Below are 23,816 nucleotides of genomic sequence, written 5' to 3'. Positions count from 1 at the left end.
CTTCTTTTGAACCTGAATGACTTCCATGACCCAACCTGTTTCCCCTGAAGCCGTCGACGCCCTTTGGCCTGAGGTCGTGGCCCTGATCATCGAAGCCCTCAACATGGACATCGCACCCGGCGAGGTCGAACCCGACGGCCCGCTGTACGGCGACGGCATGGGCCTCGATTCCATCGACATGCTCGAAATCTCGCTCGTCATCTCCAAGCGATATGGCTTCCAGATGCGGTCGGACAACGAAGACAACGAGAAGATCTTTGCTTCGCCGCGTGCCTTGGCGGCTCACATCGCCAGCCAGCGCACGCAATGACGCTTCTGCGCAACCTGGGCGTGCTGCTGCTGATGGCGGCCTGGGTGGTGGCGGCGCATGTGGGGAGTGCGGGTTGGGGTAATGCCGATTTCAACACCGCGGTGGCCGTGCTGCCGGTGATCGCCGCACTCTTCATGGCGTTGTGGCGCCTGCCCCAGTGGGCCTGGCGGGTGGTCGGTGCGCTGGCCGTGCTCGGGATGCTGGCCTGGTTCTGGCCGAAGTTGCGCCACAACGTGCCCTTGCTCTACTACCTGCAGCACCTGGGCATCCATGTGGCGCTCGGCGTGTTCTTTGGGAGGTCGCTGCTAGGCCCCGGTGACGCGCTGATCACGCGCATGGCGCGGCGCATCTTCGGCCACGAGCTCTCCGATCGCAAGGTGCGCTACACGCGCAACGTCACACTGGCCTGGACGGTGTTCTTCTTTGCCAACGCGCTGGTGTCCACCCTGTTGTTCATCTTCGCGCCTCCGGCCATCTGGTCGGTGCACGCCAACCTGCTCACCGGCCCGCTGCTCGGCGTGATGTTTCTGGTCGAGCACCTGTGGCGCCTGTGCGTGCTGCCACCGCACGAACGCCCGGGCATCGCCGACATCGTGCAGGCCTACCGGCGCGAATCGGTGCAACGCTCGGCGCGCACCACGCCGCCGCCCACGGCATGAGCGCCGCGCCGGGCCGTTCCCAGGCAAGCTCGCCCCGCAGCCCGCAGGGCGAAGGTACCCCAGTGAGCGCGGCTTCCGCGCTGATCAGCGACCGGCAACTGGACGACGTGCTGGCCTGGCGTGCCTGGCGGCCCGTGCGCGTGCGCGAGTTCCTCGAAGATGCGCAGGCGCTGGCGAACCACCTGCCTGCGGGCGGCTGGCTGCTCAACCTGTGTGAAGACCGTTACCACTTCGCAGTCGGGTTTGCCGCCGGCCTGCTGGCGGGCAAGGTCAGCCTGCAGCCTTCGTCGCAGTCGCCGGAGACGCTGCAACGTCTGGCGGCCGACTACAAGGGCTCCTGCTGGCTCAGCGAACAACCCGATGCGGTGCCCGGTCTGCCGGGCTGCCGGTTTCCCGATCTGGCCGCGCTGCCGCGCACGGTCGTGCACGAGATGCCGCAGATCGACGATCAGCGCCTGGTGGCCATCCTGTTCACCTCGGGCTCCACGGGCCTGCCGCAGCCGCACCGCAAGACCTGGGGCAAGCTGGTGCGCAATGGCCGGGCCGAAGCCGAGGCGCTTGGGTTGCTCAAGCAACCGCAGACCATCGTGGGCACGGTGCCGGTGCAGCACAGCTACGGCTTCGAATCCACCTTGCTCATCGCCCTGCACGGTGGCTGCCAGTTCTCGAGCGGGAAGCCGTTCTACCCGCAGGACATCGTGGACGCGCTGCAGGCCGCGCCGCGCCCGCGCATGCTGGTCACCACGCCCTTTCACCTCGCCACGTTGCTTGCCTCCAATCTGCCGGTGCCGCCGCTCGATCTGGTGCTGTCGGCCACGGCGCCGCTCAGCCTCGATCTCGCGCGCCGCACCGAAGAGCGCTGCGGTGCCCCGGTGCACGAAATTTACGGTTCCACCGAGTCGTCGGCACTGGCCAGCCGGCGCACGCTGGACGGCGCGGCCTGGCAGCCGATGCAGGCGGTGCGGCTGGAGCAGGAAGGCGACACCACCCACGCCAGCGGTGGCCACGTCGAAGGCCGCGTTCCGCTGGGCGACATCATCGAAACCTGCGCCGACGGCCGGTTCCTGCTGCACGGCCGCCACGCCGACCTCATCAACATCGCTGGCAAGCGCACCTCGCTGGCTTACCTCAATCACCAGCTCGGGGCCCTGCCCGGGGTGATCGATGCGGCCTTCTTCCTGCCCGATGCGCCCGAAGGTGAAGAGGCCGTGATGCGCCTGGTGGCTTTCGTGGTGGCCCCCACGCTCGATGCGCGCACCCTCATGGCCGGCCTGCGCCCCCGGCTGGACGCCATCTTTCTTCCGCGCCCGCTCGTGCTGGTGGAAGCCCTGCCGCGCAACAGCACCGGCAAGCTCACGCGGCAGGCGCTGCAGACGCTCTACGACCAGCAGGTGGGTGATGGACAGCGCTGAGTTCACCTGGGTCGTGCCGGTCGAACACCCGGCCTTCGCCGGGCACTTCCCGGCGCGTCCCATCGTGCCCGGCGTCGTGCTGCTCGACCAGGCGCTGGTGTTGGCGGCGCGCCTGCACGGTGTGCCGGCCACCGCCGGGTGGCAGGTCGCGCAGGCCAAGTTCTTCGTGCCGGTGGGGCCGGGCGCCGTGCTGCGCTTCGCCTTGCAGGTCACGCCGCGCGGCGCCATTGGCTTTCGCGTGATCTGCGACGGCCGCGATGTGGCCAGCGGCAACCTGGTGCCGCTCGCGCCATGACCCACGGGCCCACGCCTGAATGGATGCGCGAGCAGGAGCGTAGCCACCTCGGTGCGCTGCGCCTCATGGTGTGGATCTCGTTGCGCCTGGGCCGCCCGGTCGGCCGCCTCGTGCTGCGCGGCATCGCCCTGTATTTCGTGCTGTTTTCGCCGAAGGCCCGCCGCAATGGCCGCGCCTACCTCGAACGCGCGCTGGGCCGCACACCCACCTGGGCCGATGGCTACCGCCACGTGTTCAGCTTCGCCAGCACCGTGCACGACCGCGTGTACCTGCTCAACGACCGCTTCGACCTGTTCGACATTCGCATCGTCGGCGGCGAGCTGGTGAGCGAGGCGCTGCAGCGCCAGCCCGGCGCGCTGCTGATGGGCGCACACCTGGGCAGCTTCGAGGTGTTGCGCGCCGTGGGCCACACGCACGCCCAGGCGCCGGTGGCCATGCTCATGTACGAAGAGAACGCGCGCAAGATCAACGCCATCCTGCACGCCATCAACCCGGCAGCGCGGCACGATGTGGTCGCACTCGGCCATCCCGATTCCATGCTGAAGGCGCGCGACCGGCTGGAGGCGGGCAGTCTTGTGGGCATGCTGGCCGATCGCTCGCTGGCGAACGACTCCACGGCAGAATGCCTGTTTCTGGGGGCGCCAGCGCGCTTTCCGGTCGGACCTTGGCGCATGGCGGCCATGCTGCGCCGGCCGGTGTTCTTCATGGCCGGCCTGTACCTCGGTGGCAACCGCTACGAACTGCACTTTCAGCCGCTGGCCGATTTTTCGACCACGGAGCGAGGCGAGCGCGACGCCGCGATGACCGCAGCCATGCAGGCCTACGCCGACCGGCTCGGCGAGTTCTGCCGCCGCGCGCCCTACAACTGGTTCAATTTCTTCGATTTCTGGGACCGCTCATGATCCGACGCCTTTTCACTGGTCTCCTGCTGCTGGGCTTCACCGCCCTGGCGCATGCGGCTTTCGACATCGACCAGCTCATGACCGAGCTCGCCCGCAACCCCGGGGGCCAGGCGAAGTTTGTCGAGAAGCGCCACCTGGCGCTGCTCGACAAGCCTGTGGTCGCCACGGGCGAAATGACCTACACCGCGCCCGACCGGCTGGAAAAGCGCACCCTCACACCCAAGCCCGAGACCATGGTGCTCGACAAGGACACGCTCAGCCTGGAACGCGATCGGCGCAGGATGTCGATCCAGCTTGGCCAGCGGCCGGAGGTGGCGGCGTTCGTGGAGAGCATCCGCAGCACGCTCTCGGGCAACCGCGCATCGCTGGAGCGCAGCTACCAGCTCGCCCTCACCGGCCAGCTGGATGCCTGGGTGCTCACGCTGGTGCCCACCGACGCCCGCATCGCCAAGCTGCTGCAGCGCATCACGCTCAGCGGCGTGCGTGAGCAGGTGCTGGGCATCGAATACCTGCAAGCCGATGGTGACCGCACCGAAATGAGCATTGAGCCGGTGATCGTCAAATGACGCGTCCTGCGCTGCGCGCGCTGTTCATCTGGCTCTCGGCGATGGCGCTGGGCGTCGTCTTGCTCCTGAACACCCGTTTCTCGGCCGACATCTCTTTCTTCCTGCCGTCGCGCCCCACCGCCGAACAGTCGGTGATGGTCGACCAGTTGCGCGAGGGCGCTGTGTCGCGGTTGCTGATGCTGTCGATCTCCGGTGGCGACGCAAAGCAGCGCGCCGATGCCTCGCGCGCGCTGCGTGCTTCGCTGGCTGGCGATGAGGCCTTTGCCACGGTGCAGAACGGTGAGCCCGAAGCGCAGGACGCCGCGCGCGATTTCCTGCTGGATCGGCGCTACCTGCTCAGCAGCGCGGTGGCGCCTGAGCGCTTCAGTGTGGAAGGCCTGCGCAACGCGGTGAACGCCAGCATCGACCTGCTCAGCTCCTCGGCCGGTCTGCTGTTCAAACCCTTTCTGGCGCGGGACCCCACCGGTGAACTGGTCGAACTGGTGTCGGGCCTGGGCTCCGGCGTGCAGCCCAATGAGGTTGAGGGTGTGTGGGCCTCGCGCGATGGCGAGCGCGCCATGATGCTCATGCAGACCCACGCGCTGGGCTCCGATACCGACGGCCAGGCCGCGGCTGTCGAGCTGATCCGGGAACGTTTTGCGCAAACCACGCGCCAGAGCGGGCTCGAAGCCCTCACGCTGGAGATGTCCGGGCCGGGCCTGTTTGCGGTGCGCGCGCGCGCCACCATCCAGGAAGAGGTGACGCGGCTGTCGATCATGAGTTCGGTGATCCTCGCGATCCTCCTGGGCTTCGTGTACCGCCGCGCACGCCTGCTGCTGCTCACGCTGGTGCCTGTGCTCAGCGGCACGCTGGCGGCCATTGTCATGGTGGGGCTGGTGCACGGCACCGTGTTCGGCATCACCGTGGGTTTCGGCGCGGCGCTCATTGGCGAAGCGGTCGACTACGCCATCTATTACTTCGTGCAGTCCGGCCGCATGGGCGTGGGCTCCTGGCGCGAACAGTACTGGCCCACCATTCGGCTGGGCGTGCTCACCTCGCTGCTGGGTTTTGGCGCGCTGCTGTTCTCTGGCTTCCCGGGGCTGGCACAGCTGGGCCTGTACGCCATCACCGGGGTGCTCACGGCCGCGCTCGTCACACGCTACCTGTTGCCCCACCTCGCGGGCCCCGGCGTGCACCTGCACGACGGCGCGCGCCAGGGCCGCGTGTTGCGCCCGCTGGTGGAGCGCGCAGGCGTGCTTCGCTGGCCATTGCTTGCGGCGGTGCTGGTGGCGGGCGTTTACCTGGCGCAGAACCGCAACGAACTCTGGTACCCCAACCTCTCGGCGCTTTCGACGGTGACCGAGGCCGAGGGCGAACTCGACGCCCGCCTGCGGGGTGACCTGGGTGCGCCCGATGCGCGCTACATGGCGGTGATCACCGCGCCCGATCGCGAGAGTGCCTTGCAGGCGGCCGAGCGGGCGGGCGCGCCGCTGCGCCGGCTGGTGGAAGAAGGCCGTATCGGCGGCTTCGATACGCCGGCGCGCTTCCTGCCAAGCGAGGCCATGCAGAACGCACGCCGCGCCAGCCTGCCGACCCCGGAGGAGCTCGCCGCGCGCCTGCGGGTGGCGCTGGTCGACGCGCCGATTTCTGCCGATCGGCTGCAACCTTTTCTGGACGATGTGCGCGCCGCAAAGGCGTCTGCCAACCTCACGCGGCAGGACCTGAATGGCACCGGCCTCGGGCTGGCGGTGGACGCCTTGCTGCTGCAGCGTCCGCAGGGCTGGAGCGTGTTGTTGCCGCTGCGCCCCACGCCCGGCGCAGACATCCCGGTGGACGAAGTGCGCATGGCGCTGGCCGGCAGCGGCGCGCTGTTCGTCGACCTCAAGGGCGAGTTCGACACGCTCTACGGCGACTACATCAACGAGGCCATCCTGCTGTCGCTGGCGGGGTTTGCCGCCATCGTCGTGGTGCTCGCTTTCGTGCTGCGAAGCCCGGCGCGCCTGCTGGGGGTGATGTTGCCGCTGGTGATGGCGGTGATGCTGGTGGTGGCGGGGCTTCATGCCAGCGGCGTGCGGCTGCACCTGCTGCACCTGGTGGGCTTGCTGCTCACCGTGGCGGTTGGGTCCAACTACTCGCTGTTTTTCGACCGGCTGGCGCTGGGCGAAACGCTGGACGACGAAACCCTGCTGTCCATCGGCGTGGCCAGCACCACCACCGCCATCGGCTTCGGCGTGCTGGCTTGGTCGTCGGTGCCGGTGCTCAAGGCCCTGGGTGTCACCGTGGGACCGGGTGCCGTGCTCGCGCTGGTTCTGTCGGCAGCGTTCGCCGTCAGAAAGCGGGCGCCGTGACCACCGCACTGCGCACCGTGGGCACGTCCGGCTCGGCACCGCACCTGATGGTGATGCTGCCCGGTGCGGCCATGCGCCCTGAAGCGGTGTTCGAGGCCGGCTTTGCCAGCGCCATCGAACGCCGGGCGCTGCCCCTGGATCTGATTTGCGTGGACATCGATGGCGTGGGGCTCGGTGCGGTCGACCGATGGGAGCGTCTGCAGCGCGAAATCATCGAGCCAGCGCAGGCGCGTGGCGCTCGCGTGTGGCTCGGCGGCATCTCGCTCGGCGGCATGGTGGCCATGGCGCACGTGGCGGCTCGGCCGGGCGTGGCGGCGGGCCTGTGCCTGCTGGCGCCCTACCCGGGCAGCCGGCCCAGCACCAATGTGATCGAGCGGGCCGGTGGCCCCGACCGCTGGCGACCCACCGAGGCCGACCTGCGCGACCCCGAGCTGCGCGTCTGGCAGTGGCTGCAGCGCCCGCCGGTCGACCTGCCGGTGTTCATCGGCCACGGCAGCGACGACCGCTTCGCCGAGCGCATCCAGCAAGTGGCGGAGCGTTTCCCGCCGACCTCGCGCCACATCGTCAGCGGTGGGCACGACTGGGCGGCCTGGTTGCCGCTGTGGGAGCGCTTCCTCGACGTGGGCCATTTCGGTCGCTGAAATGCCCGCGCGCTGGACACCCTCTCCCTTTCTCTCGGCGAGCGCAGCCGTGCACGCCGCGGCCGTGCTGGGCGCGGTGGCCGTGCCCGCCGCGTGGCCGTGGGCGGTGGGCGCGCTGGTGGCCAACCACGCGCTGCTGGCGGGAGCCGGGTTGTGGCCGAGTTCACGCCTGCTCGGCCCCAACCTGATCCGCCTGACCGAAGCCGCCGCCCAGCGGCGCGAGATCGCACTCACCATCGACGATGGCCCGGACCCCGAGGTCACGCCGCGCGTGCTCGATCTGCTTGATGCCGCGAACGTGAAGGCCAGTTTCTTCTGCATCGGCCACCTCGCGCAGCGGCATCCCGAGGTGTGCCGCGAGATCGTGCGGCGCGGCCACCGCGTGGAAAACCACGGCCATGCACACAGCAACGCCTTCTCCCTGTTCGGTCCCGGCCGCATGCGGCGCGACATTGCACGGGCGCAGGCTACGCTCACCGACATCACCGGGCAGGCGCCGCACTTCTTTCGCGCCACCGCCGGCCTGCGCAACCCTTTCCTCGACCCGGTGTTGCAGGGCCTCGGCCTCTCGCTGGCCACCTGGACGCGCCGCGCTTACGACACCCGCACCGGTGACCCCGAGCGCGTGTACCAGCGCCTGGCCACCCGCCTGGTGGCCGGCGACATCGTGCTGATGCACGACGGCCACAGCGCTCGAACGCCCGAAGGCCAGCCGGTGATCCTCGCCGTGCTGCCGCGCCTGCTGCGCACCATCGCCGAGCGCGAGCTCCATCCCGTTACCCTGGTCCGATCCCTTTCATGAACCGTCCCTTCCTCAACCGGCTGGTGGCCGAAGCCAGCCAGACCTTTCGCCCCAGTGGGCACTTTGCGCACCACTACGCGCGCGGCAAATTGGGCAACGACACCATCTTTCACGAGATGTTGCGCCTGGGCCTGCTGCCCGAGGGGGGGCGCTACCTCGACCTCGGCTGTGGCCAGGGCAGCCTGTTCGCCTGGCTGCTGGCGGCGCGGCGGCTGCACGAGCAGGGCCAATGGCCCGCCGGCTGGGCACCGCCACCGCAGCCACGCCAGCTGCGTGGGGTGGAGCTGATGCAGAAAGATGTGGAACGCGCCGCGCGCGCCTTTGGCCCGCAGCACCCGGTGGTGCGCGTGGAGCAGGGCGACATGAACGCGGTGGACTTCGGTCGGCCCGACGCCATCATCATCCTGGACGCGCTGCACTACTTCAGCCATGCGCAGCAACGCGAGGTGCTGGCGCGCATCCGGCAGGCGCTGCCGCCCGGTGGCGTGTTCCTCACCCGCATTGGCGACGCCGGTGCCGGCTTGCGCCACCGCATCTGCAATGGCGTGGACCGCCTGGTGACCTACGCGCGTGGCCATCGCCTGCCCAGGCTCTACTGCCGCACGCTGGCCGACTGGGTGGCCGAACTCCAGCGCCTGGGTTTTGTGGTGGAGACCCAGCCCATGAACGGGCACAAGCCCTTTGCCAATGTGATGCTGGTTTGTCGGGTTCCGCACTGAGTGGCGGGCGTGCCCATGCCACCATCTGAGACAATGCCCGACCCCTTTTTCCGACTGTGCCCGTGAAGCCCCTGCTGCTGTCCGCCTACACCGCCACCACCTGTCTCGGTGTGGGACTGAACGCGCACCGCGCGGCCGTTCGCGAGGGCCGCAGTGGTCTCGCACCCTGCACTTTTGAAACCGTGGATGTGCCCACCTGGGTGGGCGAGGTGGCCGGTGTCGACGATGTGGTGCTGCCCGAAGCGCTGGCCAGCTACAACTGCCGCAACCACCGGCTGGCCCTGCTGGCTTTGCAGGCCGATGGTTTTGAAACCCGGATGCGCGAAGCCGTGGCGCGCCATGGCGCGAGCCGTGTCGGCGTGTTCATGGGCACCAGCACCTCCGGCATTTTGCAAACCGAACTCGCCTACCGCCGCCGAGATCCTGTTACCGGCGCGCTGCCGCCCGACTTCAGCTACGCCGGCACCCACAACCCTTACGCGCTGGCCGAGTTTCTGCGCCAGCACCTCGGCATCACCGGCCAGTCGACCACCATTTCCACCGCGTGCTCGTCCAGCGCCAAGGTGTTTGCCGCCGCCGCGCGCCAGATCGAGCTGGGCACCATCGACGCGGCGCTGGTGGGCGGCGTGGACTCCCTGTGCCTGACCACGCTGTACGGTTTTGCTTCGCTGGAACTCACCTCCCGCGAGCCTTGCCGCCCCTGCGACGCTGGCCGCGATGGTATTTCCATCGGCGAGGGCGCCGCCTACGCCCTGCTGGAGCGCGCAGAACCCACCCGAGAGGTGGCCGTGTGGCTGCTGGGTGCTGGAGAGTCCAGCGATGCACACCACATGTCGGCACCCCACCCTGAGGGTCTGGGGGCGCGCATGGCCATGCAGGCTGCGCTTCGCTCCTCCGGGCTGCGGGCCAGCGACATTCACTACATCAATCTGCACGGCACGGCCACACCCGCCAACGACGTGTCCGAAGGCAAAGCCGTGGCGGCGGTGTTCGGCGAAGGCGTGGTCTGCTCGTCCACCAAAGGGGCCACCGGCCACACACTCGGCGCGGCCGGTGCGGTCGAATCCGTCCTGTGCGCGCTCGCGCTGATCGACCAGTTCGTGCCGGGCAGCCCGGGCACGCGCGCCCTCGATCCCGCCATTCCCATTCGGTACCAGCTGCAGGGCGCGAGCGCACCGCTGCGCCATGCGCTCACCAACTCGTTCGGTTTCGGTGGCAGCAACTGCAGTTTGTTGTTTGGCCGCAGGAGCCGCGCATGACCGCCGCCCTGACCGCCTGGATCAACGGCGTGGGCCTGATCGCGCCGGGTCTGCCCGACTGGCCGGCCGCGCGCGCCGTGTTGAGGGGCGAGCAGGCCTGGCTGCGAGCGCCCTCGGTGCTGCCGGCGCCGGCCCTGCTGCCGCCGGCCGAACGCCGTCGCGCCAGCCGTGTCATCAAGCTCGCGCTGGGCCTCGGCCTGGAGGCCGCGGCGGGCGACGATGTGTCTCGCCTGGCCACCGTGTTCACCGCGTCGGGCTCTGATGGCCACAACTGCCACGCCATGTGCGAACAACTGGCCACCGACGACCGCCACATCTCGCCGACGCGCTTCCACAACTCGGTGCACAACGCGCCCGCCGGCTACTGGGGCATCGCCACCAAATCCATGGCGCCCTGCCAGGTGCTTTGCGCCTACGACGGCAGCTTTGGCGCCGGCCTTCTCGACGCGCTCGGCCAGGTGGTGCTGGACCAGCAGTCCACCTTGCTGATGGCCTACGACAGCGAGTATCCCGAGCCCTTGCACCGCGTGCGGCCGCTGCCCGACTGCGCCGGGGTGGCGCTGCTGCTGGAGCCGGTCGCCACGCCACGCTCGATCGCCCGCATCTCGGCCTGGACCACCGACACGAGCGCCACGCCGTGGCAGCACGCGCCGCTGGAGCCCCTGCGCGCCAGCGTGCCGGCGCTGCGAGGCCTGCCCATGCTGGAGCGCCTCGCGCGGTCGCAGTGGGGTGAGTGCGTTCTTGATTACCTCCCCGGCTTGCAGCTCGCGGTGCGGATCGAGGCCGCATGAACCGCATGGACCGCAATTGGATCGCAGAGCGCATTCCCCACCAGGGCGACATGTGCCTGCTCGACGAAGTGGGTGCGTGGAGTGCCGACCACATCGAATGCCTCGCCACCGGTCACACCGATCTGGCGCATCCGCTTCGAGCGGCGGGGCGCCTGGGCGCGGCGAACGGCATCGAATACGCGGCGCAGGCCATGGCGGTGCACGGCGCACTCGCCGCTGGAAAAGAGGGCGCACCGCGCCAGGGCTACCTCACCAGCGTGCGCAGCGTCACCCTGCATGTCGAGCGTCTGGACGACCTGGAAGGCCCGCTGCGCGTGCGCGCCGAGCGCCTCTCTGGCGACAGCAACCAGGTGCTCTACCGCTTCAGCCTGCACCACGGCGAGCGCTGCCTGCTCGAAGGGCGTGCCGCGGTGGTGCTCGACGCCGAACAACTCGAATCAGGGACACGCGAATGAACAAACGGGCCCTGGTCACCGGCGGCAGCGGCGGCATTGGTGCGGCGATCTGCCAACGCCTGGCCGCCGAAGGGCACCACGTCATCGTGCACGCGCACCGCGCGCTGGACAAGGCCGACGCCACGGCCGATGCCATTCGCGCCAGCGGTGGCAGCGCCGAGGCCGTGGCCTTCGATGTGACCGACCGCTCCGCCTGTGCCAGCGCGCTGGCCGCTTTGGGCGAAGCCGGCGCGATCCAGATCCTGGTGAACAACGCCGGCATCCACGACGACGCGGTGTTCCCCGGCATGAGCGGCGATCAGTGGGACCGGGTGCTGGACGTCTCGCTCAATGGTTTCTACAACGTGACCCAGCCGCTCGCGATGCCCATGATCCGCACGCGTTGGGGCCGCATCATCAGCATTTCTTCGGTGGCCGCGATCATGGGCAACCGCGGGCAGGTGAACTATGCGGCGGCCAAAGGCGCGCTGCATTCGGCCAGCAAGGCGCTGGCGCTCGAACTCGCCAGCCGGGGCATCACCGTCAACGCGGTGGCGCCCGGCATCATCGAAACCGACATGATCGAAGGCGCCTTCGACAAGGAAGCCATCAAACGCCTGGTGCCCATGCAGCGCGCGGGGCGGGTCGACGAGGTGGCCGAGCTGGTGGCGTTCCTCGCCTCCGACAAGGCCGCCTACATCAGCGGCCAGGTCATCTCTGTGAACGGAGCGATGGCCTGATTGCGGCAGGCGCTGCGCGCAGCAGCCTCGGCGCCACCACCGGCACCGTCAGCATGGTGCTGGCCACCGCCATCAGCAGCAGCGCGGTGAAGGTCTCGCTGGTGATGACCTGGCGGTCCAGCAGCACGTTGGAAAAGATGATCATGATCAAGGCCTTGGTCTGCAGCAGCCAGCCGATGGTGGAGGCCTCGCCGGCGGGCCACCCGAGCCAGCGACCGGCGGCGTGAACGCCCAGGAGCTTGCCACCGACCGAAGCCACCAGCAGCATCGCGGCCGCGCCGAACACCGCTGCACCGCCCACGGCCCAGTCGGTGCGCAGGCCGGTGGAGAGAAAGAACACCGGCATGATCACCAGCAGCACATGGTGGCGCAGCTGATCGAGTTTTTCCTGATCGAACCATTCGGCGTCCATCACCACCCCGGCGAGGAAGGCCCCCACCATGTAGTGCAGGCCGCACCAGTCGGCGCCGAAGGCACACACCGCCAGCCAGATCAGGCTGACATACCAGCGGTCGGGTTCGGGCAGCCAGCGCATCAGGCGCCGGAAGGCCCAGGCGAGTGTGGCGAATGCCAGCACGAACACCACCTGCTTGCCCACGCGCTGCCAGTCCATGAGGATCAGCGCCAGCACGCCCCAGATGGCGATGTCGTCCAGGCTGGCGTAGCGCAAGATGCGCTGGCCCAGCGGCTGGCGCAGCACCTGAAGCTTCTCCATCAGAAGTATGAGGATGGGCAGCGCGGTGACCGCGCACGCCATGCCCACGCCCAGCACGAATTGCCAGGGTTGTGCGGAGGCGCCGATCCAGCCGACCTGGCCCAGCAACAGCACGGCCGCCGCGCAGCCCGCCAGCATCGGAACGCCCAGCGCCAGCCCGGCGGTGATGCCGCTGTCGCGCCGGTGCTTCCAGGCCTGGCGCAAGTCCAGCTCCACGCCGGCGATCATCACGAACAGCATCACCGCCCACCAGGCAATGCCGTTGAGCGACTGGATCACCGCCGGGTTGAACACGAAGGAGTGGTATTCAGGGAAAGCCTTGCCCAGCACGCCGGGACCGAGCAGGATGCCGGTGACGATCTGCACCACCACCAGCGGCGCCCAGTAGTCGGTTCGCAGCACGCGCCAGATCAGCCAGGGCACGGTGAAGATGATCGCCATCGCGATCAGGAAGATTTCTGTGGTGTTCATGCCGTTCAGCGGGTGACGCGCCGCCACACCAGCAAGGGCAGGCGCAGCACGAACCCGGCGAACAGGCGCGTGTGCATCCAGCTCAGCAGCAGGTTGTCGCGCAGGTAATTGAAGTGCGACACGCCGCCTTCCTGCGGCGTGAAGTAACGCACCGGCGCGTCCACATTGATCGGCCGCACGCCGGCCCAGCACAGCCGCACCACGGCTTCGGGGTCGAAATCGAAACGGCGCATGAAACGGGTGCTGCGCATCACGCGCACCAGCGGCGCGATCGGGTAGACGCGAAAGCCGTAAAGCGAGTCGCCAATGCCCATGCCCAGCGTTTCCAGGTTGGCCCAGGCGTTGGACACCTTGCGCCCGTTCACGCGCAGCGCGGGCGCCTCTGGCCCGAACACCGGCTTGCCCAGCACCATGGCATCGGGTGCGGCCTGCGAGGTGGCCATGAAGTGCGGGATCAGTGTCTCGGGATGCTGACCGTCGGAGTCCATGGTCAGTGCGTGCGTGAAGCCGGCCTGCGCAGCGCGCGTGACGCCCTCCAGCACGGCCGAGCCTTTACCGCTGTTCTTCGGCAACACCAGCACGCGCAGGCCGGGGTCGGTCGCTGCTTCCTCGCGCAAGAGATCACCGGAGCCGTCGGTGCTGCCGTCGACCACCACCCACACCGGTGTCCATTGCGCGCGCGCGGCGCGCACGGTGGCGAGCACTTTGCGGCCGGGGTTGTAGCTGGGAATGAGGACCAGGTGGGTGGTGCTGTGCGTCGGCGTCATGGTGTCGTGGGTCCGGCGAGCTCGGCGCGCAGGTGTGCTTCGAGCTCGATGGTGAAGGCACGGGGATCGCGCGGGGGGTCGAAGCGCCGGCCGAGCCGGATGCGGCAGTGCAGCGGCAGACGGGGCGCCTTGTGCAGTGCCCAGCCCTTGCCGAGGTAGGGGCTGGAGAACTCGACGATCAGCGTCTGCACCGGCACACCGGCGCGCGCGGCAATGATGGCGGCAGTGCGAGACAGTGGATTGACCGGGTTGGCGGGGTAGCCCGGCGTGCGCGTGCTTTCGGGAAAGATCAGCAACTGCGCGCCCTGACGCAGTGCTTCGCGGCAGCGCAGCACCATGTGCAGCGGTGGGTCGTTTCGCACATAGCCCGCCATGCGGGCGCCCGCGCCGAACAGGGGGTTGTTCATCACGTCCGCCTTCATCACGCAGACCGCGTTGGGCAGTCGGGAAGTGATCAGCACCGCGTCGAGCAAGGACGGGTGGTTGGCAGCGATGACCATGGGTCCCTGGTCGCGCAGCGCGTCGATCGCCTCGATGTCGAAGCGGCAGGCGCACAGCAGCCGGAGCACGCCGATGTAGAGCTGGAAGCCGCGCATGACCATCTGGCGCCCCAGCCAGTGGCTGTTCGAGCGCTTCAACACGGGGCGCAGCGCGCACGCGAGCGGCAACCACGCCAGACAGATGAGAGCGAGCGCGCACAGGCCCACCACCATCGCGAAGTGTTCATAGACACTCCACGGAAGGGACGACGGCCGGATGCGGGCGCTCATGGGGATGGCAGCGCCTGAATGGCCTGGGATTCGACCTCCACCAGCAGGTCGCTGCGGCAGATGTCGGCCTGCACGCAGACCAGCGGTGCGCCACCCAGCAGCGCCTGCAGCGTGCGCTGCACGGCATCGGCGTCGCTGGCGTGTCGCACGTAGGCGCGGTGGGTCATGCTGGCCAGTGCAAAAAGCGGGCGTGAGCGAGCCAGGCGATTGGCCTCCTGCACCACGCATTCGAGGTTGCGCACGGTCTCGCGGCATTGCGCGGCCACGTCGCCCGGGTGCAGGGTCTCGTGCCCCACGATGCTGGCTGTGCCAGAAACGAACAGCGCCTCCTGGCCTTTCGGGTAGGCCAGCGCGGCGCGAGAGAAGGTGGGTGCACGCGGCCCGTATTGCGATGGGTAGCGCCACGCACTCACCTGGCGCGGATTCTCCACCGGCACCACCGGGCTGGTGCCAGCGAGAAAGGCCACGGACAAGGGACCGCCGTGAAAACCGATGGCGCAGGCCGCAGGCACCTGACCGCCGGTTTCGCGGTGGGCCTGCACAAACGCCTCGTAGCGTCCCAGGTTGAACTGCCGGTAGCGCTCCAGCCCGTGCGATTCGCCGTTGATGCGACCCAGGTAGTTCCACACCCGCCACAGGTGCGGCACACCCTGCTGGCGCAGCAGGCAGAACACACGCTCGTAAGCCAGCTGGCTCACTGCCTGCAGCGCAGACACTCCGCCGTCTGGCGCGGTGATGTCGTCCTCTTCAAGCTCGATCACGCCATAGAGCATTTCGGCGTTGCGTCGCCAATGGATGCCATCGCCATGGCCCTGCTGAAGCGCGCCGTCGGCGTGCCAGATGTCGTGCCGATGCACACAGGCATCTGCCAGCAATGGAGCCCGCAGAAGCTGGCGCGGCCACGCCACAGCCGCCTGCGCAGCAGAGGTGCCGATGCTGGCGCCGCCCAGCACCTGGTGCCGGGAATCGACCCGGACACCGTCGCTCAGGGCCTGCGCAAGGGTGTGCCGCAGGCTCACGACGGATGCGCCAGCGCGGTCTCGTCGGCCGGGCGGATGTTGTGGCGGCGCTGGCGCCAGGCCGCGAAAGCGCGCCGGGGCTGGAACAGGTTGGCGGCGAAGTAGAGCGCCTTGAACGCCAGCATCGAACGCCCGATCGGCGCGCCGCCATAGACGTCTCCCGCCAGCGTCGACAACAGGGCTTCCTTCACGCGGAAGACGTTGCGCGGCCCCATGAAGAAGTCCCGCATGATGGGGTTGGTGACGCGGTAGATGAACCACGAGAAGGCCTTCGGGCCACGGCGGCTCTGGCGATCGAAGTGCCTGAGCGCAGCGCGTGCTTTGGCCGGCTGGCGCAGGCAGGTGTCGATGGTTTCGGCGCCCAGTTCACCACCGTTCATGGCCAGCCACACACCCGACGAAAACACCGGGTCGATGAAGGTGTAGGCGTCGCCCAGCATCAGGTAGTTGTCGCCATGGTTGCGCTGCGCGGCGTAAGAGAAATTGCCCGTGGCCTCGACCGGGGCAGCCAGATGGGCATCCTTCAGCCGCTCGGCCAACCCCTGGCAGGTGGCGACGTTGTCCATCAGGAACTGCTCCACACTGCGCCCGCCGCGCGTCTTCATGTGGTACGGCCAGGTCACCATGCCCACGCTGGTGACACCACCCGTGAGCGGGATGAACCAGAACCAGCCATGGTCGAACCAGAAGATGGTGATGTTGCCCTCGGCCTCGCCTTCGTTGCGGCGCGCGTTGGCAAAGTGGCCATACACCGCCGCGCTGTTGTGGCGCGGGTTGCGTTCCTTGATCTTGAAGCGCGACGCCAGAAAGGTGTCGCGGCCCGACGCGTCCACCAGGAACTTCGCGTCCCACACCGTGGCGCGGCCGTCGTCGTGCTCGGCGTGCACGCGCACGGTGCGGTCGGGCAGGAACTCGACCGATCGCGCCTTGCAGCCTTCGTGCACCTCCACGCCTTTGCGCTGTGCGTTGCGGATAAGGATCTCATCGAACTCGGCGCGCTTGACCTGGTACGCGTAGGGCATGGATTTGTCCCATGCATCGGCGAACTCGAAGGTCTGGCTTTGCGCGTGGTTCGGCGAAACGAATTCGGCGCCGGGCTTGTGTTGCCCGATGGCGCGCACCGCATCGGCCACACCCAGGCGCTCCAGCAGGGGCAGGTTGGCTGGCAGCAGCGACTCACCTATATGGAAACGCGGGTGGTGTGCCTTCTCCAGCAGCACGACACGGTGACCTTTGGCCGCCAGCAGCGGCGAGACGGTGGAGCCGGCAGGCCCCCCGCCGATCACGAGAACGTCGCAAGTCTGACGTTCGGGTCCCTGGTGGTCTTGGTTCATTTGGACGCACCGGCAGTGCCGTGTCGGGCAGGCCTGCGGTGCCGGGGCAGTGGACAGCCGGAAATTGTACCGGCCGTCCATCGAACGAAGTCAGAGCGTGCGGCGGCACAGCCGTCAAGGTGTCGAGCCACGGCGGCCGGCGAGTGCGGCCAGCCCGAGCGTCGCGCCCACCGCGTTGCCGAAGTTGCCCAGCGCCAGGCTGGCTAGCATGAAGGCGGACAGCAGTGGCCAGGGAGGCCGGAGGTCGGTCGAGGGTCAGCTTCCTGACGCGCCGATGAGGAACTCGCGAACCAGTTCGTCAACGATGTTCGCTTGCAGCGCGTCTTTGGGTTTTTTCAGCGGGTCACGTGAGCGGCTTGTGGAGAGCGCGCGCTTGATTTTGATGAAAGCATCGGGCGCAAACGTGTGCATGCGGGCCATGGTTCCATTGCTGGCGACGACCACTTGTGAGAACCGTTTCGCTCCAAGCATGCGAGAGCCGCTGCTCACCTGCACAGCCCATAGATCGACGTCCTTGTGGCTCATTCGAAGAGGATGTGGATCAACATCCCCGGCCTCCCGCCGTATCACGTCCACTTCGAACCCATGGGCGTTGACGGCGGTCTGCAGTTGATCGTCGCGGACCTCGAAGGTCTTGTCGGCTTTGCGCAAAACGTCGAGGAAAGAGAGATCGGCCTCCTGCAGACGCGAAAAAAAGGTGATTCGCTTTCGAGTGTCGAACAACACGTCCACGTCTTGCGTGGCGAGAGCTTGCGGTGCAATGCGCACACCCGCAGCTGCCTCGTAGGCGTAGAGGGCGTGGGTGCCAACCGTCAGCAGGTGGGGCGACAACCCGTACTGCTCGAAGCGCTGAAGGATCGCGATCAGGATGTTGGGACAACGTCCCACGCGAAGCGCGCGGTTCAGCCTTTCATGCCTCGTCACCGCTTCTTTCAGGCGTGTCAGTCGCTCGCTCAACAGTGCCTTGCGTTCGTGGAAACGAAGGTACATGGCCTCGGTTTCCACGCTTTTTGGCCCCAGGCGGGTTTGTTTTGCCGCTGTGTTGGCGCGAACCAGGTAGCTGTGGCCTCGGTCCTCACGCCAGAACAGGGTCCCGCGCATCTCGCTGGCCGCCTGTCGAGCCTGTTCCATGGCGGTGTAGCTCGATTCGGCGTCAATGTACTGACGGAGCTGGTCTTCAGACAAGGGAGTGAAATTCATTTCGCACAAGATTTTTTAGAAAATCTATTTTCTTGTGCGAAAAGCAGTCGGTCAAGGGTGTCGCATCGGCAAGATCTAGAACAGGCTGGAGAGCAGCCAGAGCGCGGTGCCCCACATCATCAGCGCCACCAGGCCATCCAGCGCACGCCATACCTTCAGCGAGTTGAGCCGGCGGCCCAGCCAGAAGGCGGCCGTGCCGAGCACCACGAACCACACCAGCGAGCCAGTGGCCGCGCCCAGGCCAAACACCTTGCTGCCCTGGCCATAGGCCAGCGAAGCGGTGCCGATGAGCACGGCGGTGTCGAGCCAGGCGTGGGGATTGAGCCAGGAGAAGGCGAGCGCAGAGAGCACTGCCTGGCGGCGTGAGACGGGTTCTGCTGCCACCGGCGCCGAACCTTCGTGTGCCATCGCCGGGGGGTGCAGGAAACGCTGAAACGCCTGCCAGCCATACACCGCCAGGAACAGCATGCCGGCGCCGATCAGCGCACCGTGCAGCTTGTCGGACAGACCGCCGAGTTGCGCCAGGCCGAGCACGCCCAGGCCAATCAACACCACGTCGGCCAGCGCGCAGACCAGCACGGTGAGCCACAGGTGCTGGCGCTGCAGCCCCGCGCGCAGCACGTGGGCGTTCTGGGGGCCGATGGCCATGATCAGCGACATGCTGAGCAGCATGCCGGCGGTAAAGGTGGGGAAGGCGAGGGCCATGACGAACTCCAATACGAATGGGAGGAGTCTGCTCCTGATTGCATACAAATTAAACCAAGTTAACTTAAACTCTGATTGATTAAAAACCAATTGATCAAACCATGCTGGACGCCCGTCAACTTGAAGCACTTGCCGCCGTGGTCGAACACGGTGGGTTCGGGCCGGCTGCCAAAGCCCTTTCGCTCACGCTGGCCGCCGTGTCGCTGCGCATCAAGTCGCTGGAGGACACGCTGGGTCAGCGCCTGCTGGTGCGTGGCAAGCAGGTGCGCGCCACGCCGGCGGGGCAGGCGCTGCTGGGCCATGTCAAGCAGGTGCGGCTGATGGAGGCCGATGTGCTCAATGGCTTGCAGGGCGGCTCCCCGGGCGATGGTGTGCGCTGGCAGAACCTGTCGGTGGCGATCAACGCCGACTCCGTGGCGAGCTGGTTCCTGCCTGGCGTGGCGCCGCTGCTGCGCCGCCACCACCTGCTGCTGGAGATCGTGATCGACGACCAGGACCACACCCACGATGCACTGAAAAGTGGCGACGTGATGGGCTGCGTGACCACACTGGCCAGCGCCATGCGCGGCTGCGTGGCCGAGCCACTGGGGGCGATGCGCTACCTGTGCGTGGGCGCGCCCGATCTGCTGAAGCGCTGCCGCACCCCGCGCGGCGCGGTGTCGCCGCACAAGCTGCTGGCCCAACCGGCGGTGATCTTCAACCGCAAGGACGCGCTGCAGGACGCCTTCCTGGAACAGCACTTCGGCCTGCGCCAGCCCCACTACCCGCGCCACTTCGCGCCTGCGGTGGAGGCCTTCGAGACCGCCCTCGAACTCGGCCTGGGCTGGGGCATGGTGCCCGAACAGCACCTGACCCGGCGCGTCGGCCTGCAGGAGGTGTTGCCCGGCGCGTCGGTGGACGTGGTGCTCTACTGGCAGCACTGGGCGCACGAGTCGGTGTCTGCCCAGCGCCTCACGGCGGCGGTGAAGACCGCGGCGCGCGAGCACCTGCGGCCGATGCAAACCGCCCCTGCGGTGCCCCCCGCCTAAAATCGCGTCCCTATGCTCAAGATCAAACAGGAATTGCTCGACGGCCTCGCCGCCGAGCTGGAAACGCTGTCACCCGGTGCGGGCGCCAAGGCGGCGTTCGAATCGCCCAAGGTGGCGGCCCACGGCGATTTCGCCAGCACGGCGGCCATGCAGCTGGCCAAGCCGCTCAATCTCGTCCCGCGCCAGCTGGCCGAGACCCTGCGCGGTGCGTTGCGCGCCCGTGTGGAATACGAACAGTGGGTGTCCGATATCGACATTGCCGGCCCGGGTTTCATCAACATCCGCCTCAAACCGTCTGCCAAGCAGCAGATCGTGCGCGAGGTGCTGCAAGCGGGCGCCGCCTTTGGCACGCAGCCGTCCAACGGCCAGCGCCTGATGGTCGAGTTCGTTTCGGCCAACCCCACCGGACCGCTGCACGTGGGCCACGGCCGCCAGGCCGCGCTGGGCGACGCCATCTGCAGCCTCTACCAGACGCAGGGCTGGCAGGTGCACCGCGAGTTCTATTACAACGACGCGGGCGTGCAGATCGGCACGCTGGCCACCTCCACGCAATTGCGCGCACAGGGCAAGAAGCCTGGTGACGCCGAGTGGCCCGAGGCGGCCTACAACGGCGAGTACATCCAGGACATCGCCAACGACTTTCTGGCGAAAAAGACCGTGAAGTCCGACGACCGCGAGTTCACCGCCAGCGGTGACTTGAACGACCTCGACGGCATGCGCCAGTTCGCCGTGGCTTACCTGCGCCATGAGCAGGACCTGGACCTGCAGGCCTTCGCGGTGAAGTTCGACCACTACTACCTGGAGTCCAGCCTGTACACCAGCGGGCGCGTGGCGGCCACGGTGCAGAAACTCATCGATGCCGGCAAGACCTACGAACTGGACGGCGCGCTGTGGCTGAAGTCCACCGACTACGGCGACGACAAGGACCGCGTGATGCGCAAGTCGGACGGATCGTTCACTTACTTTGTGCCCGACGTGGCCTACCACATTGCCAAGTGGGAACGCGGTTTCACCAAGGTCATCAACATCCAGGGCACCGACCACCACGGCACCATCGCGCGGGTGCGTGCCGGGCTGCAGGCGGCGGGCGTGGGCATCCCGCCCGGGTACCCCGACTACGTGCTGCACACCATGGTGCGCGTGGTGCGCGGTGGCGAAGAGGTCAAGATCAGCAAGCGCGCCGGCAGTTACGTGACGCTGCGCGACCTGATCGAATGGACCAGCAAGGACGCGGTGCGCTTCTTCCTGCTCAGCCGCAAGCCCGACACCGAATACACCTTCGACGTCGACCTGGCGGTGCAGAAGAACAACGACAACCCGGTGTATTACGTGCAGTACGCGCATGCCCGCATCTGCTCGGTGCTGGCCTCGTGGGGCGGCGACCTGGCCAGGCTCCACGCAGCGGACCTGTCGGCGCTCGACAGCGCACCAGCACAGGCCCTCATGCTGCTGCTGGCAAAGTACCCCGCCATGCTGACCGATGCGGCGCGCGACTTCGCGCCACACGACGTGACCTTCTACCTGCGCGAACTTGCGGCCAGCTACCACAGCTACTACGACGCCGAGCGCATCCTGGTCGACGACGAGCGGGTGAAAACCGCGCGGCTGGCGCTGGTCGCTGCCACTGCGCAGGTGTTGCACAATGGCCTCGCTGTGCTGGGCGTCGGTGCCCCGCAGAAGATGTGATGGTGAACCCCGCAATGAAAAAGAAATCCCCTCAGGCGCGCAACACGTTCGGCGGCACGCTCATCGGCTTCGTGGTCGGTCTGCTCGTGGGACTCGGTGTGGCGCTGGCCGTGGCGGTCTACGTCACGCGCGTGCCGATTCCCTTCGTCGACCGGGGCGTTTCACGCAACTCCGACCTCGACGCGCTCGAGGCCGAGCGCAACAAGGGCTGGAATCCCAACAGCACGCTCGGCCGCACGCCACCGGCGGTCGGCGCACCCGCCGTTCCCGCGCCCGCGGCGGCGGTACCGCCCGCAGGTCAGGATGGCGCCATCGTGGTGCCACCGGCCGATGGCCGCCCCTTGCCCGCACCAGCGGCCGATCCGCTGGGCGATCTGGCGAAGTCCCGCATAGGGCAGGCCGCGCCCGCCCCCGCTGCTTCCGCACCCGCGCCGGCCGGCGTGGATCCGTTCACCTACTTCGTGCAGGCCGGCGCCTTCCGCTCGCAGGACGATGCCGAAGCGCAGCGCGCCAAGCTCGCCATGCTCGGCATCGACGCCGCCATCACCGAGCGCGAGCAATCCGGTCGCACCGTGTACCGCGTGCGGGTCGGGCCCTTCAATCAGAAGGCGCTGGCCGATCTCACGCAGGAGCAACTGCAGGTCAATGGCGTCGAAGCGGCCCTCGTGCGCGTCCAGCGCTGAGGGAACTTTTGCCGAAGCGTCCGGCCCAACGGGGCCTGCGCATCGGGCGCAGTCAAGGAGTCTGATTTCATGCAACGTCGCGTCTTTTCCCGGTCCTTGCTGGCCGGCTCCGCGCTTGGCGCCGTCGGCGGCCTGACGCTCAATCCCGCTCTGGCCCAGCGCGTCGCCCCCAAGGAGGGTGTGGACTTCGTGCGGCTGCCGCGTCCCGCACCGGTTCAAAGCACAGCGGGCCAGGTGGAGGTGGTGGAGTTCTTCGCCTACACCTGCATCCACTGCCACAACTTCGAGCCGATCTTCGACGCCTGGATCAAGAAGCAGCCTGCGCAGGTGGTGGTGCGCCGAACGCCCGTGGCTTTCAGCCCCGCCTTCGTGCCCATGCAGCGCCTGTATTACTCGCTGGAGTCCATGAACCTGGTGGAGAAGCTGCACGCCAAGGTGTTCGCCGCCATCCACGAAGAGCGCCTGGCCCTGACCACCCCGGCGGCGATCGTCGACTGGGTGGCGAAGCAGGGCGTGGACCGTGCCCGCTTTACCGAGGTCTTCAACAGCGGTCCGACCAGCGAGAAGGCCGCCCGAGCCGCCAAGCTGCAGGACGAGTACGGTGTGGAGGGCACGCCCGCCCTGGGTGTGGCGGGTCGCTACTATCTCAGTGGGCAGGGGCCGCGCACGCTGGTGGTGGCGGATGCGCTGATCGCTGAAGTCAGGAAGGGCTGACGCCAGGACAGGGTGGCCCCCCCGCCGCGCTCTGCGCGACCCCCTCGAGGGGGCGACACCTGAGGCCCGGCAGAGCCGGTTCCTCGGTGTCTCTGGATCAGGCGCCTCGCTTACGGCACATTTGCACGGAATGCCGAATCGCTTGCACAAAGCGGTTTCGCAACCCATCTGGCGGTGTCTGCGCCGCTACAATGAATGCAAGTTTCGTGCCCTCATACCCCATGCCTGCATTCCCTCATTTGTTTCGAGCTGTTTCCTCCGTTGCCTGCCTGACGCTGGGGCTTTGGTGGAGCGGCCCGGCGCTGGCTGAAAAGGCCGACCGCAACCAGCCGCTCAACGCCGAAGCCGATTCGCTGCGTTACGACGACGCCCGCCAGACCAGTGTCTTCACGGGCAACGTGGTCATTACCAAGGGCACCATCCTGATCCGGGGTGCGGTGGTGGAGGTTCGGCAGGATCCCCAGGGCAACCAGTTCGGCATCGTCACCGGCAGCACCGCGAACCCGGCCTTTTTCCGGCAAAAGCGCGATGGGGTGGATGAGTTCATCGAAGGCACGGGCCAGCGCATCGAGTACGACAGCCGGGCGGACACCGTTCGCTTCATCGGCAACGCGGTCATGAAACGCTTCAAGGGCACCCAGCTGAGCGACGAAACCACCGGCAGCGTGATCGTCTACAACAACAGCACCGACGTGTTCACCGTCGATGGCGGCAACGCCAACCGCACCGCTTCCAACCCCACCGGCCGCGTGCGCGCCATGCTCACGCCGGTGCCCAAGGAGGCGGCGCCGGGTTCGGCACCTCAGCCCACACCGCCGGCCACGCTGCGGCCCAGTTCCCGGATCGAAGAGGGACGCCAGTGACGGC

General features: G+C 67.8%; 26 protein-coding genes. 19 read left to right on the top strand and 7 right to left on the bottom strand.

The features are described from left to right. Positions 1–25 precede the first annotated feature (25 nt). The 14 genes from CAP37_RS18165 (at position 26) to fabG (ending at position 11,857) form a co-directional block, all read left to right on the top strand. Positions 26–310 (top strand): phosphopantetheine-binding protein, encoded by a 285-nt coding sequence (locus CAP37_RS18165; protein ID WP_086127091.1) that lies wholly within the window; start codon positions 26–28, stop codon positions 308–310. Beyond that, positions 307–969 (top strand): hypothetical protein, encoded by a 663-nt coding sequence (locus tag CAP37_RS18160; RefSeq protein WP_086125653.1) that lies wholly within the window; start codon positions 307–309, stop codon positions 967–969. The genes CAP37_RS18165 and CAP37_RS18160 overlap by 4 nt, the downstream gene beginning before the upstream one ends. Continuing rightward, complete coding sequence (locus tag CAP37_RS18155; protein WP_086125652.1) at positions 966–2,381, top strand: AMP-binding protein; 1,416 nt, start codon at positions 966–968, stop codon at positions 2,379–2,381. Before CAP37_RS18160 ends, CAP37_RS18155 begins: the two co-directional genes overlap by 4 nt. Continuing rightward, positions 2,368–2,676: a hypothetical protein gene (locus CAP37_RS18150; protein WP_086125651.1), complete on the top strand. Its 309-nt coding sequence runs from the start codon at positions 2,368–2,370 to the stop codon at positions 2,674–2,676. Before CAP37_RS18155 ends, CAP37_RS18150 begins: the two co-directional genes overlap by 14 nt. Next, entirely contained in the window at positions 2,673–3,578 is a 906-nt protein-coding gene (locus CAP37_RS18145) for an acyl-CoA synthetase (RefSeq protein WP_218776880.1), read from the top strand. Before CAP37_RS18150 ends, CAP37_RS18145 begins: the two co-directional genes overlap by 4 nt. Next, positions 3,575–4,144: a LolA-related protein gene (locus tag CAP37_RS18140; RefSeq protein ID WP_086125649.1), complete on the top strand. Its 570-nt coding sequence runs from the start codon at positions 3,575–3,577 to the stop codon at positions 4,142–4,144. Before CAP37_RS18145 ends, CAP37_RS18140 begins: the two co-directional genes overlap by 4 nt. Further along, complete coding sequence (locus CAP37_RS18135; protein ID WP_086125648.1) at positions 4,141–6,471, top strand: MMPL family transporter; 2,331 nt, start codon at positions 4,141–4,143, stop codon at positions 6,469–6,471. The genes CAP37_RS18140 and CAP37_RS18135 overlap by 4 nt, the downstream gene beginning before the upstream one ends. Continuing rightward, a complete protein-coding gene (locus CAP37_RS18130; RefSeq protein ID WP_218776879.1) occupies positions 6,468–7,112 on the top strand; it encodes an alpha/beta hydrolase in 645 nt (214 codons plus the stop codon). The genes CAP37_RS18135 and CAP37_RS18130 overlap by 4 nt, the downstream gene beginning before the upstream one ends. Position 7,113: 1 nt before the next feature. Continuing rightward, positions 7,114–7,914: a polysaccharide deacetylase family protein gene (locus CAP37_RS18125; protein WP_086125647.1), complete on the top strand. Its 801-nt coding sequence runs from the start codon at positions 7,114–7,116 to the stop codon at positions 7,912–7,914. Next, positions 7,911–8,633 carry a class I SAM-dependent methyltransferase gene (locus CAP37_RS18120; protein WP_086125646.1) on the top strand — a complete coding sequence of 241 codons (723 nt, stop codon included), beginning with the start codon at positions 7,911–7,913 and terminating at the stop codon, positions 8,631–8,633. The genes CAP37_RS18125 and CAP37_RS18120 overlap by 4 nt, the downstream gene beginning before the upstream one ends. 62 nt (positions 8,634–8,695) lie before the next feature. After that, positions 8,696–9,892 (top strand): beta-ketoacyl-[acyl-carrier-protein] synthase family protein, encoded by a 1,197-nt coding sequence (locus CAP37_RS18115; RefSeq protein ID WP_086127084.1) that lies wholly within the window; start codon positions 8,696–8,698, stop codon positions 9,890–9,892. Further along, positions 9,889–10,683, top strand: coding sequence for a beta-ketoacyl synthase chain length factor (locus CAP37_RS18110; protein ID WP_086125645.1), 795 nt, complete (start codon positions 9,889–9,891; stop codon positions 10,681–10,683). Before CAP37_RS18115 ends, CAP37_RS18110 begins: the two co-directional genes overlap by 4 nt. A 5-nt stretch (positions 10,684–10,688) precedes the next feature. Next, positions 10,689–11,138 (top strand): hotdog family protein, encoded by a 450-nt coding sequence (locus tag CAP37_RS18105; RefSeq protein WP_373271104.1) that lies wholly within the window; start codon positions 10,689–10,691, stop codon positions 11,136–11,138. Continuing rightward, positions 11,135–11,857, top strand: coding sequence for a 3-oxoacyl-ACP reductase FabG (fabG, locus tag CAP37_RS18100; protein WP_086125643.1), 723 nt, complete (start codon positions 11,135–11,137; stop codon positions 11,855–11,857). Before CAP37_RS18105 ends, fabG begins: the two co-directional genes overlap by 4 nt. Here fabG and CAP37_RS18095 read toward each other — a convergent pair. The 7 genes from CAP37_RS18095 to CAP37_RS18065 all read right to left on the bottom strand — a co-directional run bounded on the left by CAP37_RS18095 (position 11,829) and on the right by CAP37_RS18065 (position 18,838). Further along, complete coding sequence (locus CAP37_RS18095) at positions 11,829–13,043, bottom strand: cation:proton antiporter (RefSeq protein ID WP_086127082.1); 1,215 nt, start codon at positions 13,041–13,043, stop codon at positions 11,829–11,831. The genes fabG and CAP37_RS18095 overlap by 29 nt on opposite strands. A 5-nt stretch (positions 13,044–13,048) precedes the next feature. Further along, positions 13,049–13,810: a glycosyltransferase family 2 protein gene (locus CAP37_RS18090; RefSeq protein ID WP_086125642.1), complete on the bottom strand. Its 762-nt coding sequence runs from the start codon at positions 13,808–13,810 to the stop codon at positions 13,049–13,051. After that, positions 13,807–14,580: a 1-acyl-sn-glycerol-3-phosphate acyltransferase gene (locus tag CAP37_RS18085; RefSeq protein WP_086125641.1), complete on the bottom strand. Its 774-nt coding sequence runs from the start codon at positions 14,578–14,580 to the stop codon at positions 13,807–13,809. Before CAP37_RS18085 ends, CAP37_RS18090 begins: the two co-directional genes overlap by 4 nt. Continuing rightward, the gene (locus CAP37_RS18080) at positions 14,577–15,599 is read right to left on the bottom strand and encodes a hypothetical protein (RefSeq protein WP_256927052.1); all 1,023 of its coding nucleotides are present in this window, start codon (positions 15,597–15,599) and stop codon (positions 14,577–14,579) included. Before CAP37_RS18080 ends, CAP37_RS18085 begins: the two co-directional genes overlap by 4 nt. Further along, positions 15,596–16,933 carry an NAD(P)/FAD-dependent oxidoreductase gene (locus CAP37_RS18075; RefSeq protein WP_086125640.1) on the bottom strand — a complete coding sequence of 446 codons (1,338 nt, stop codon included), beginning with the start codon at positions 16,931–16,933 and terminating at the stop codon, positions 15,596–15,598. The genes CAP37_RS18080 and CAP37_RS18075 overlap by 4 nt, the downstream gene beginning before the upstream one ends. Positions 16,934–17,188: 255 nt before the next feature. Beyond that, a complete protein-coding gene (locus CAP37_RS18070; protein WP_256927051.1) occupies positions 17,189–18,118 on the bottom strand; it encodes a GSU2403 family nucleotidyltransferase fold protein in 930 nt (309 codons plus the stop codon). 90 nt (positions 18,119–18,208) lie between these two features. Continuing rightward, positions 18,209–18,838 carry a LysE/ArgO family amino acid transporter gene (locus CAP37_RS18065; protein WP_086125638.1) on the bottom strand — a complete coding sequence of 210 codons (630 nt, stop codon included), beginning with the start codon at positions 18,836–18,838 and terminating at the stop codon, positions 18,209–18,211. Between the two features lie 101 nt (positions 18,839–18,939). Here CAP37_RS18065 and argP point away from each other — a divergent pair, with 101 nt between their 5' ends. The 5 genes from argP to lptA all read left to right on the top strand — a co-directional run bounded on the left by argP (position 18,940) and on the right by lptA (position 23,812). Next, positions 18,940–19,866: an HTH-type transcriptional regulator ArgP gene (gene argP / locus CAP37_RS18060; protein ID WP_086125637.1), complete on the top strand. Its 927-nt coding sequence runs from the start codon at positions 18,940–18,942 to the stop codon at positions 19,864–19,866. A 12-nt stretch (positions 19,867–19,878) separates the two neighbouring features. After that, positions 19,879–21,552 carry an arginine--tRNA ligase gene (gene argS / locus CAP37_RS18055; protein ID WP_086125636.1) on the top strand — a complete coding sequence of 558 codons (1,674 nt, stop codon included), beginning with the start codon at positions 19,879–19,881 and terminating at the stop codon, positions 21,550–21,552. Positions 21,553–21,566: 14 nt separating this feature from the next. Then, positions 21,567–22,235 carry an SPOR domain-containing protein gene (locus CAP37_RS18050; RefSeq protein ID WP_086127076.1) on the top strand — a complete coding sequence of 223 codons (669 nt, stop codon included), beginning with the start codon at positions 21,567–21,569 and terminating at the stop codon, positions 22,233–22,235. 69 nt (positions 22,236–22,304) lie between these two features. Next, positions 22,305–22,949 carry a thiol:disulfide interchange protein DsbA/DsbL gene (locus tag CAP37_RS18045; protein ID WP_086125635.1) on the top strand — a complete coding sequence of 215 codons (645 nt, stop codon included), beginning with the start codon at positions 22,305–22,307 and terminating at the stop codon, positions 22,947–22,949. A gap of 191 nt (positions 22,950–23,140) precedes the next feature. Continuing rightward, positions 23,141–23,812: a lipopolysaccharide transport periplasmic protein LptA gene (lptA, locus tag CAP37_RS18040; RefSeq protein WP_086125634.1), complete on the top strand. Its 672-nt coding sequence runs from the start codon at positions 23,141–23,143 to the stop codon at positions 23,810–23,812. Positions 23,813–23,816 lie beyond the last annotated feature (4 nt).

Origin of the sequence: Hydrogenophaga sp. IBVHS1, assembly GCF_002127265.1 — a bacterium.
GTDB lineage: Bacteria > Pseudomonadota > Gammaproteobacteria > Burkholderiales > Burkholderiaceae_C > Hydrogenophaga.
The sequence above is the reverse complement of the archived record's forward strand: the minus strand, read 5'-3'. Positions and strand labels throughout refer to the sequence as shown.

Coding starts and splice junctions, on each gene's coding strand:
- CAP37_RS18135 (WP_086125648.1), top strand. CDS start 4,141: ATGACGCGTCCTGCGCTGCGCGCGCTGTTCATCTGGCTCTCGGCGATG.
- CAP37_RS18050 (WP_086127076.1), top strand. CDS start 21,567: ATGAAAAAGAAATCCCCTCAGGCGCGCAACACGTTCGGCGGCACGCTC.
- CAP37_RS18125 (WP_086125647.1), top strand. CDS start 7,114: ATGCCCGCGCGCTGGACACCCTCTCCCTTTCTCTCGGCGAGCGCAGCC.
- CAP37_RS18085 (WP_086125641.1), bottom strand. CDS start 14,580: ATGAGCGCCCGCATCCGGCCGTCGTCCCTTCCGTGGAGTGTCTATGAA.
- CAP37_RS18165 (WP_086127091.1), top strand. CDS start 26: ATGACCCAACCTGTTTCCCCTGAAGCCGTCGACGCCCTTTGGCCTGAG.
- CAP37_RS18160 (WP_086125653.1), top strand. CDS start 307: ATGACGCTTCTGCGCAACCTGGGCGTGCTGCTGCTGATGGCGGCCTGG.
- CAP37_RS18150 (WP_086125651.1), top strand. CDS start 2,368: ATGGACAGCGCTGAGTTCACCTGGGTCGTGCCGGTCGAACACCCGGCC.
- CAP37_RS18120 (WP_086125646.1), top strand. CDS start 7,911: ATGAACCGTCCCTTCCTCAACCGGCTGGTGGCCGAAGCCAGCCAGACC.
- CAP37_RS18140 (WP_086125649.1), top strand. CDS start 3,575: ATGATCCGACGCCTTTTCACTGGTCTCCTGCTGCTGGGCTTCACCGCC.
- argP (WP_086125637.1), top strand. CDS start 18,940: ATGCTGGACGCCCGTCAACTTGAAGCACTTGCCGCCGTGGTCGAACAC.
- CAP37_RS18045 (WP_086125635.1), top strand. CDS start 22,305: ATGCAACGTCGCGTCTTTTCCCGGTCCTTGCTGGCCGGCTCCGCGCTT.
- CAP37_RS18065 (WP_086125638.1), bottom strand. CDS start 18,838: ATGGCCCTCGCCTTCCCCACCTTTACCGCCGGCATGCTGCTCAGCATG.
- CAP37_RS18095 (WP_086127082.1), bottom strand. CDS start 13,043: ATGAACACCACAGAAATCTTCCTGATCGCGATGGCGATCATCTTCACC.
- CAP37_RS18145 (WP_218776880.1), top strand. CDS start 2,673: ATGACCCACGGGCCCACGCCTGAATGGATGCGCGAGCAGGAGCGTAGC.
- CAP37_RS18155 (WP_086125652.1), top strand. CDS start 966: ATGAGCGCCGCGCCGGGCCGTTCCCAGGCAAGCTCGCCCCGCAGCCCG.
- CAP37_RS18090 (WP_086125642.1), bottom strand. CDS start 13,810: ATGACGCCGACGCACAGCACCACCCACCTGGTCCTCATTCCCAGCTAC.
- lptA (WP_086125634.1), top strand. CDS start 23,141: ATGAATGCAAGTTTCGTGCCCTCATACCCCATGCCTGCATTCCCTCAT.
- CAP37_RS18105 (WP_373271104.1), top strand. CDS start 10,689: ATGGACCGCAATTGGATCGCAGAGCGCATTCCCCACCAGGGCGACATG.
- fabG (WP_086125643.1), top strand. CDS start 11,135: ATGAACAAACGGGCCCTGGTCACCGGCGGCAGCGGCGGCATTGGTGCG.
- CAP37_RS18110 (WP_086125645.1), top strand. CDS start 9,889: ATGACCGCCGCCCTGACCGCCTGGATCAACGGCGTGGGCCTGATCGCG.
- argS (WP_086125636.1), top strand. CDS start 19,879: ATGCTCAAGATCAAACAGGAATTGCTCGACGGCCTCGCCGCCGAGCTG.
- CAP37_RS18075 (WP_086125640.1), bottom strand. CDS start 16,933: ATGAACCAAGACCACCAGGGACCCGAACGTCAGACTTGCGACGTTCTC.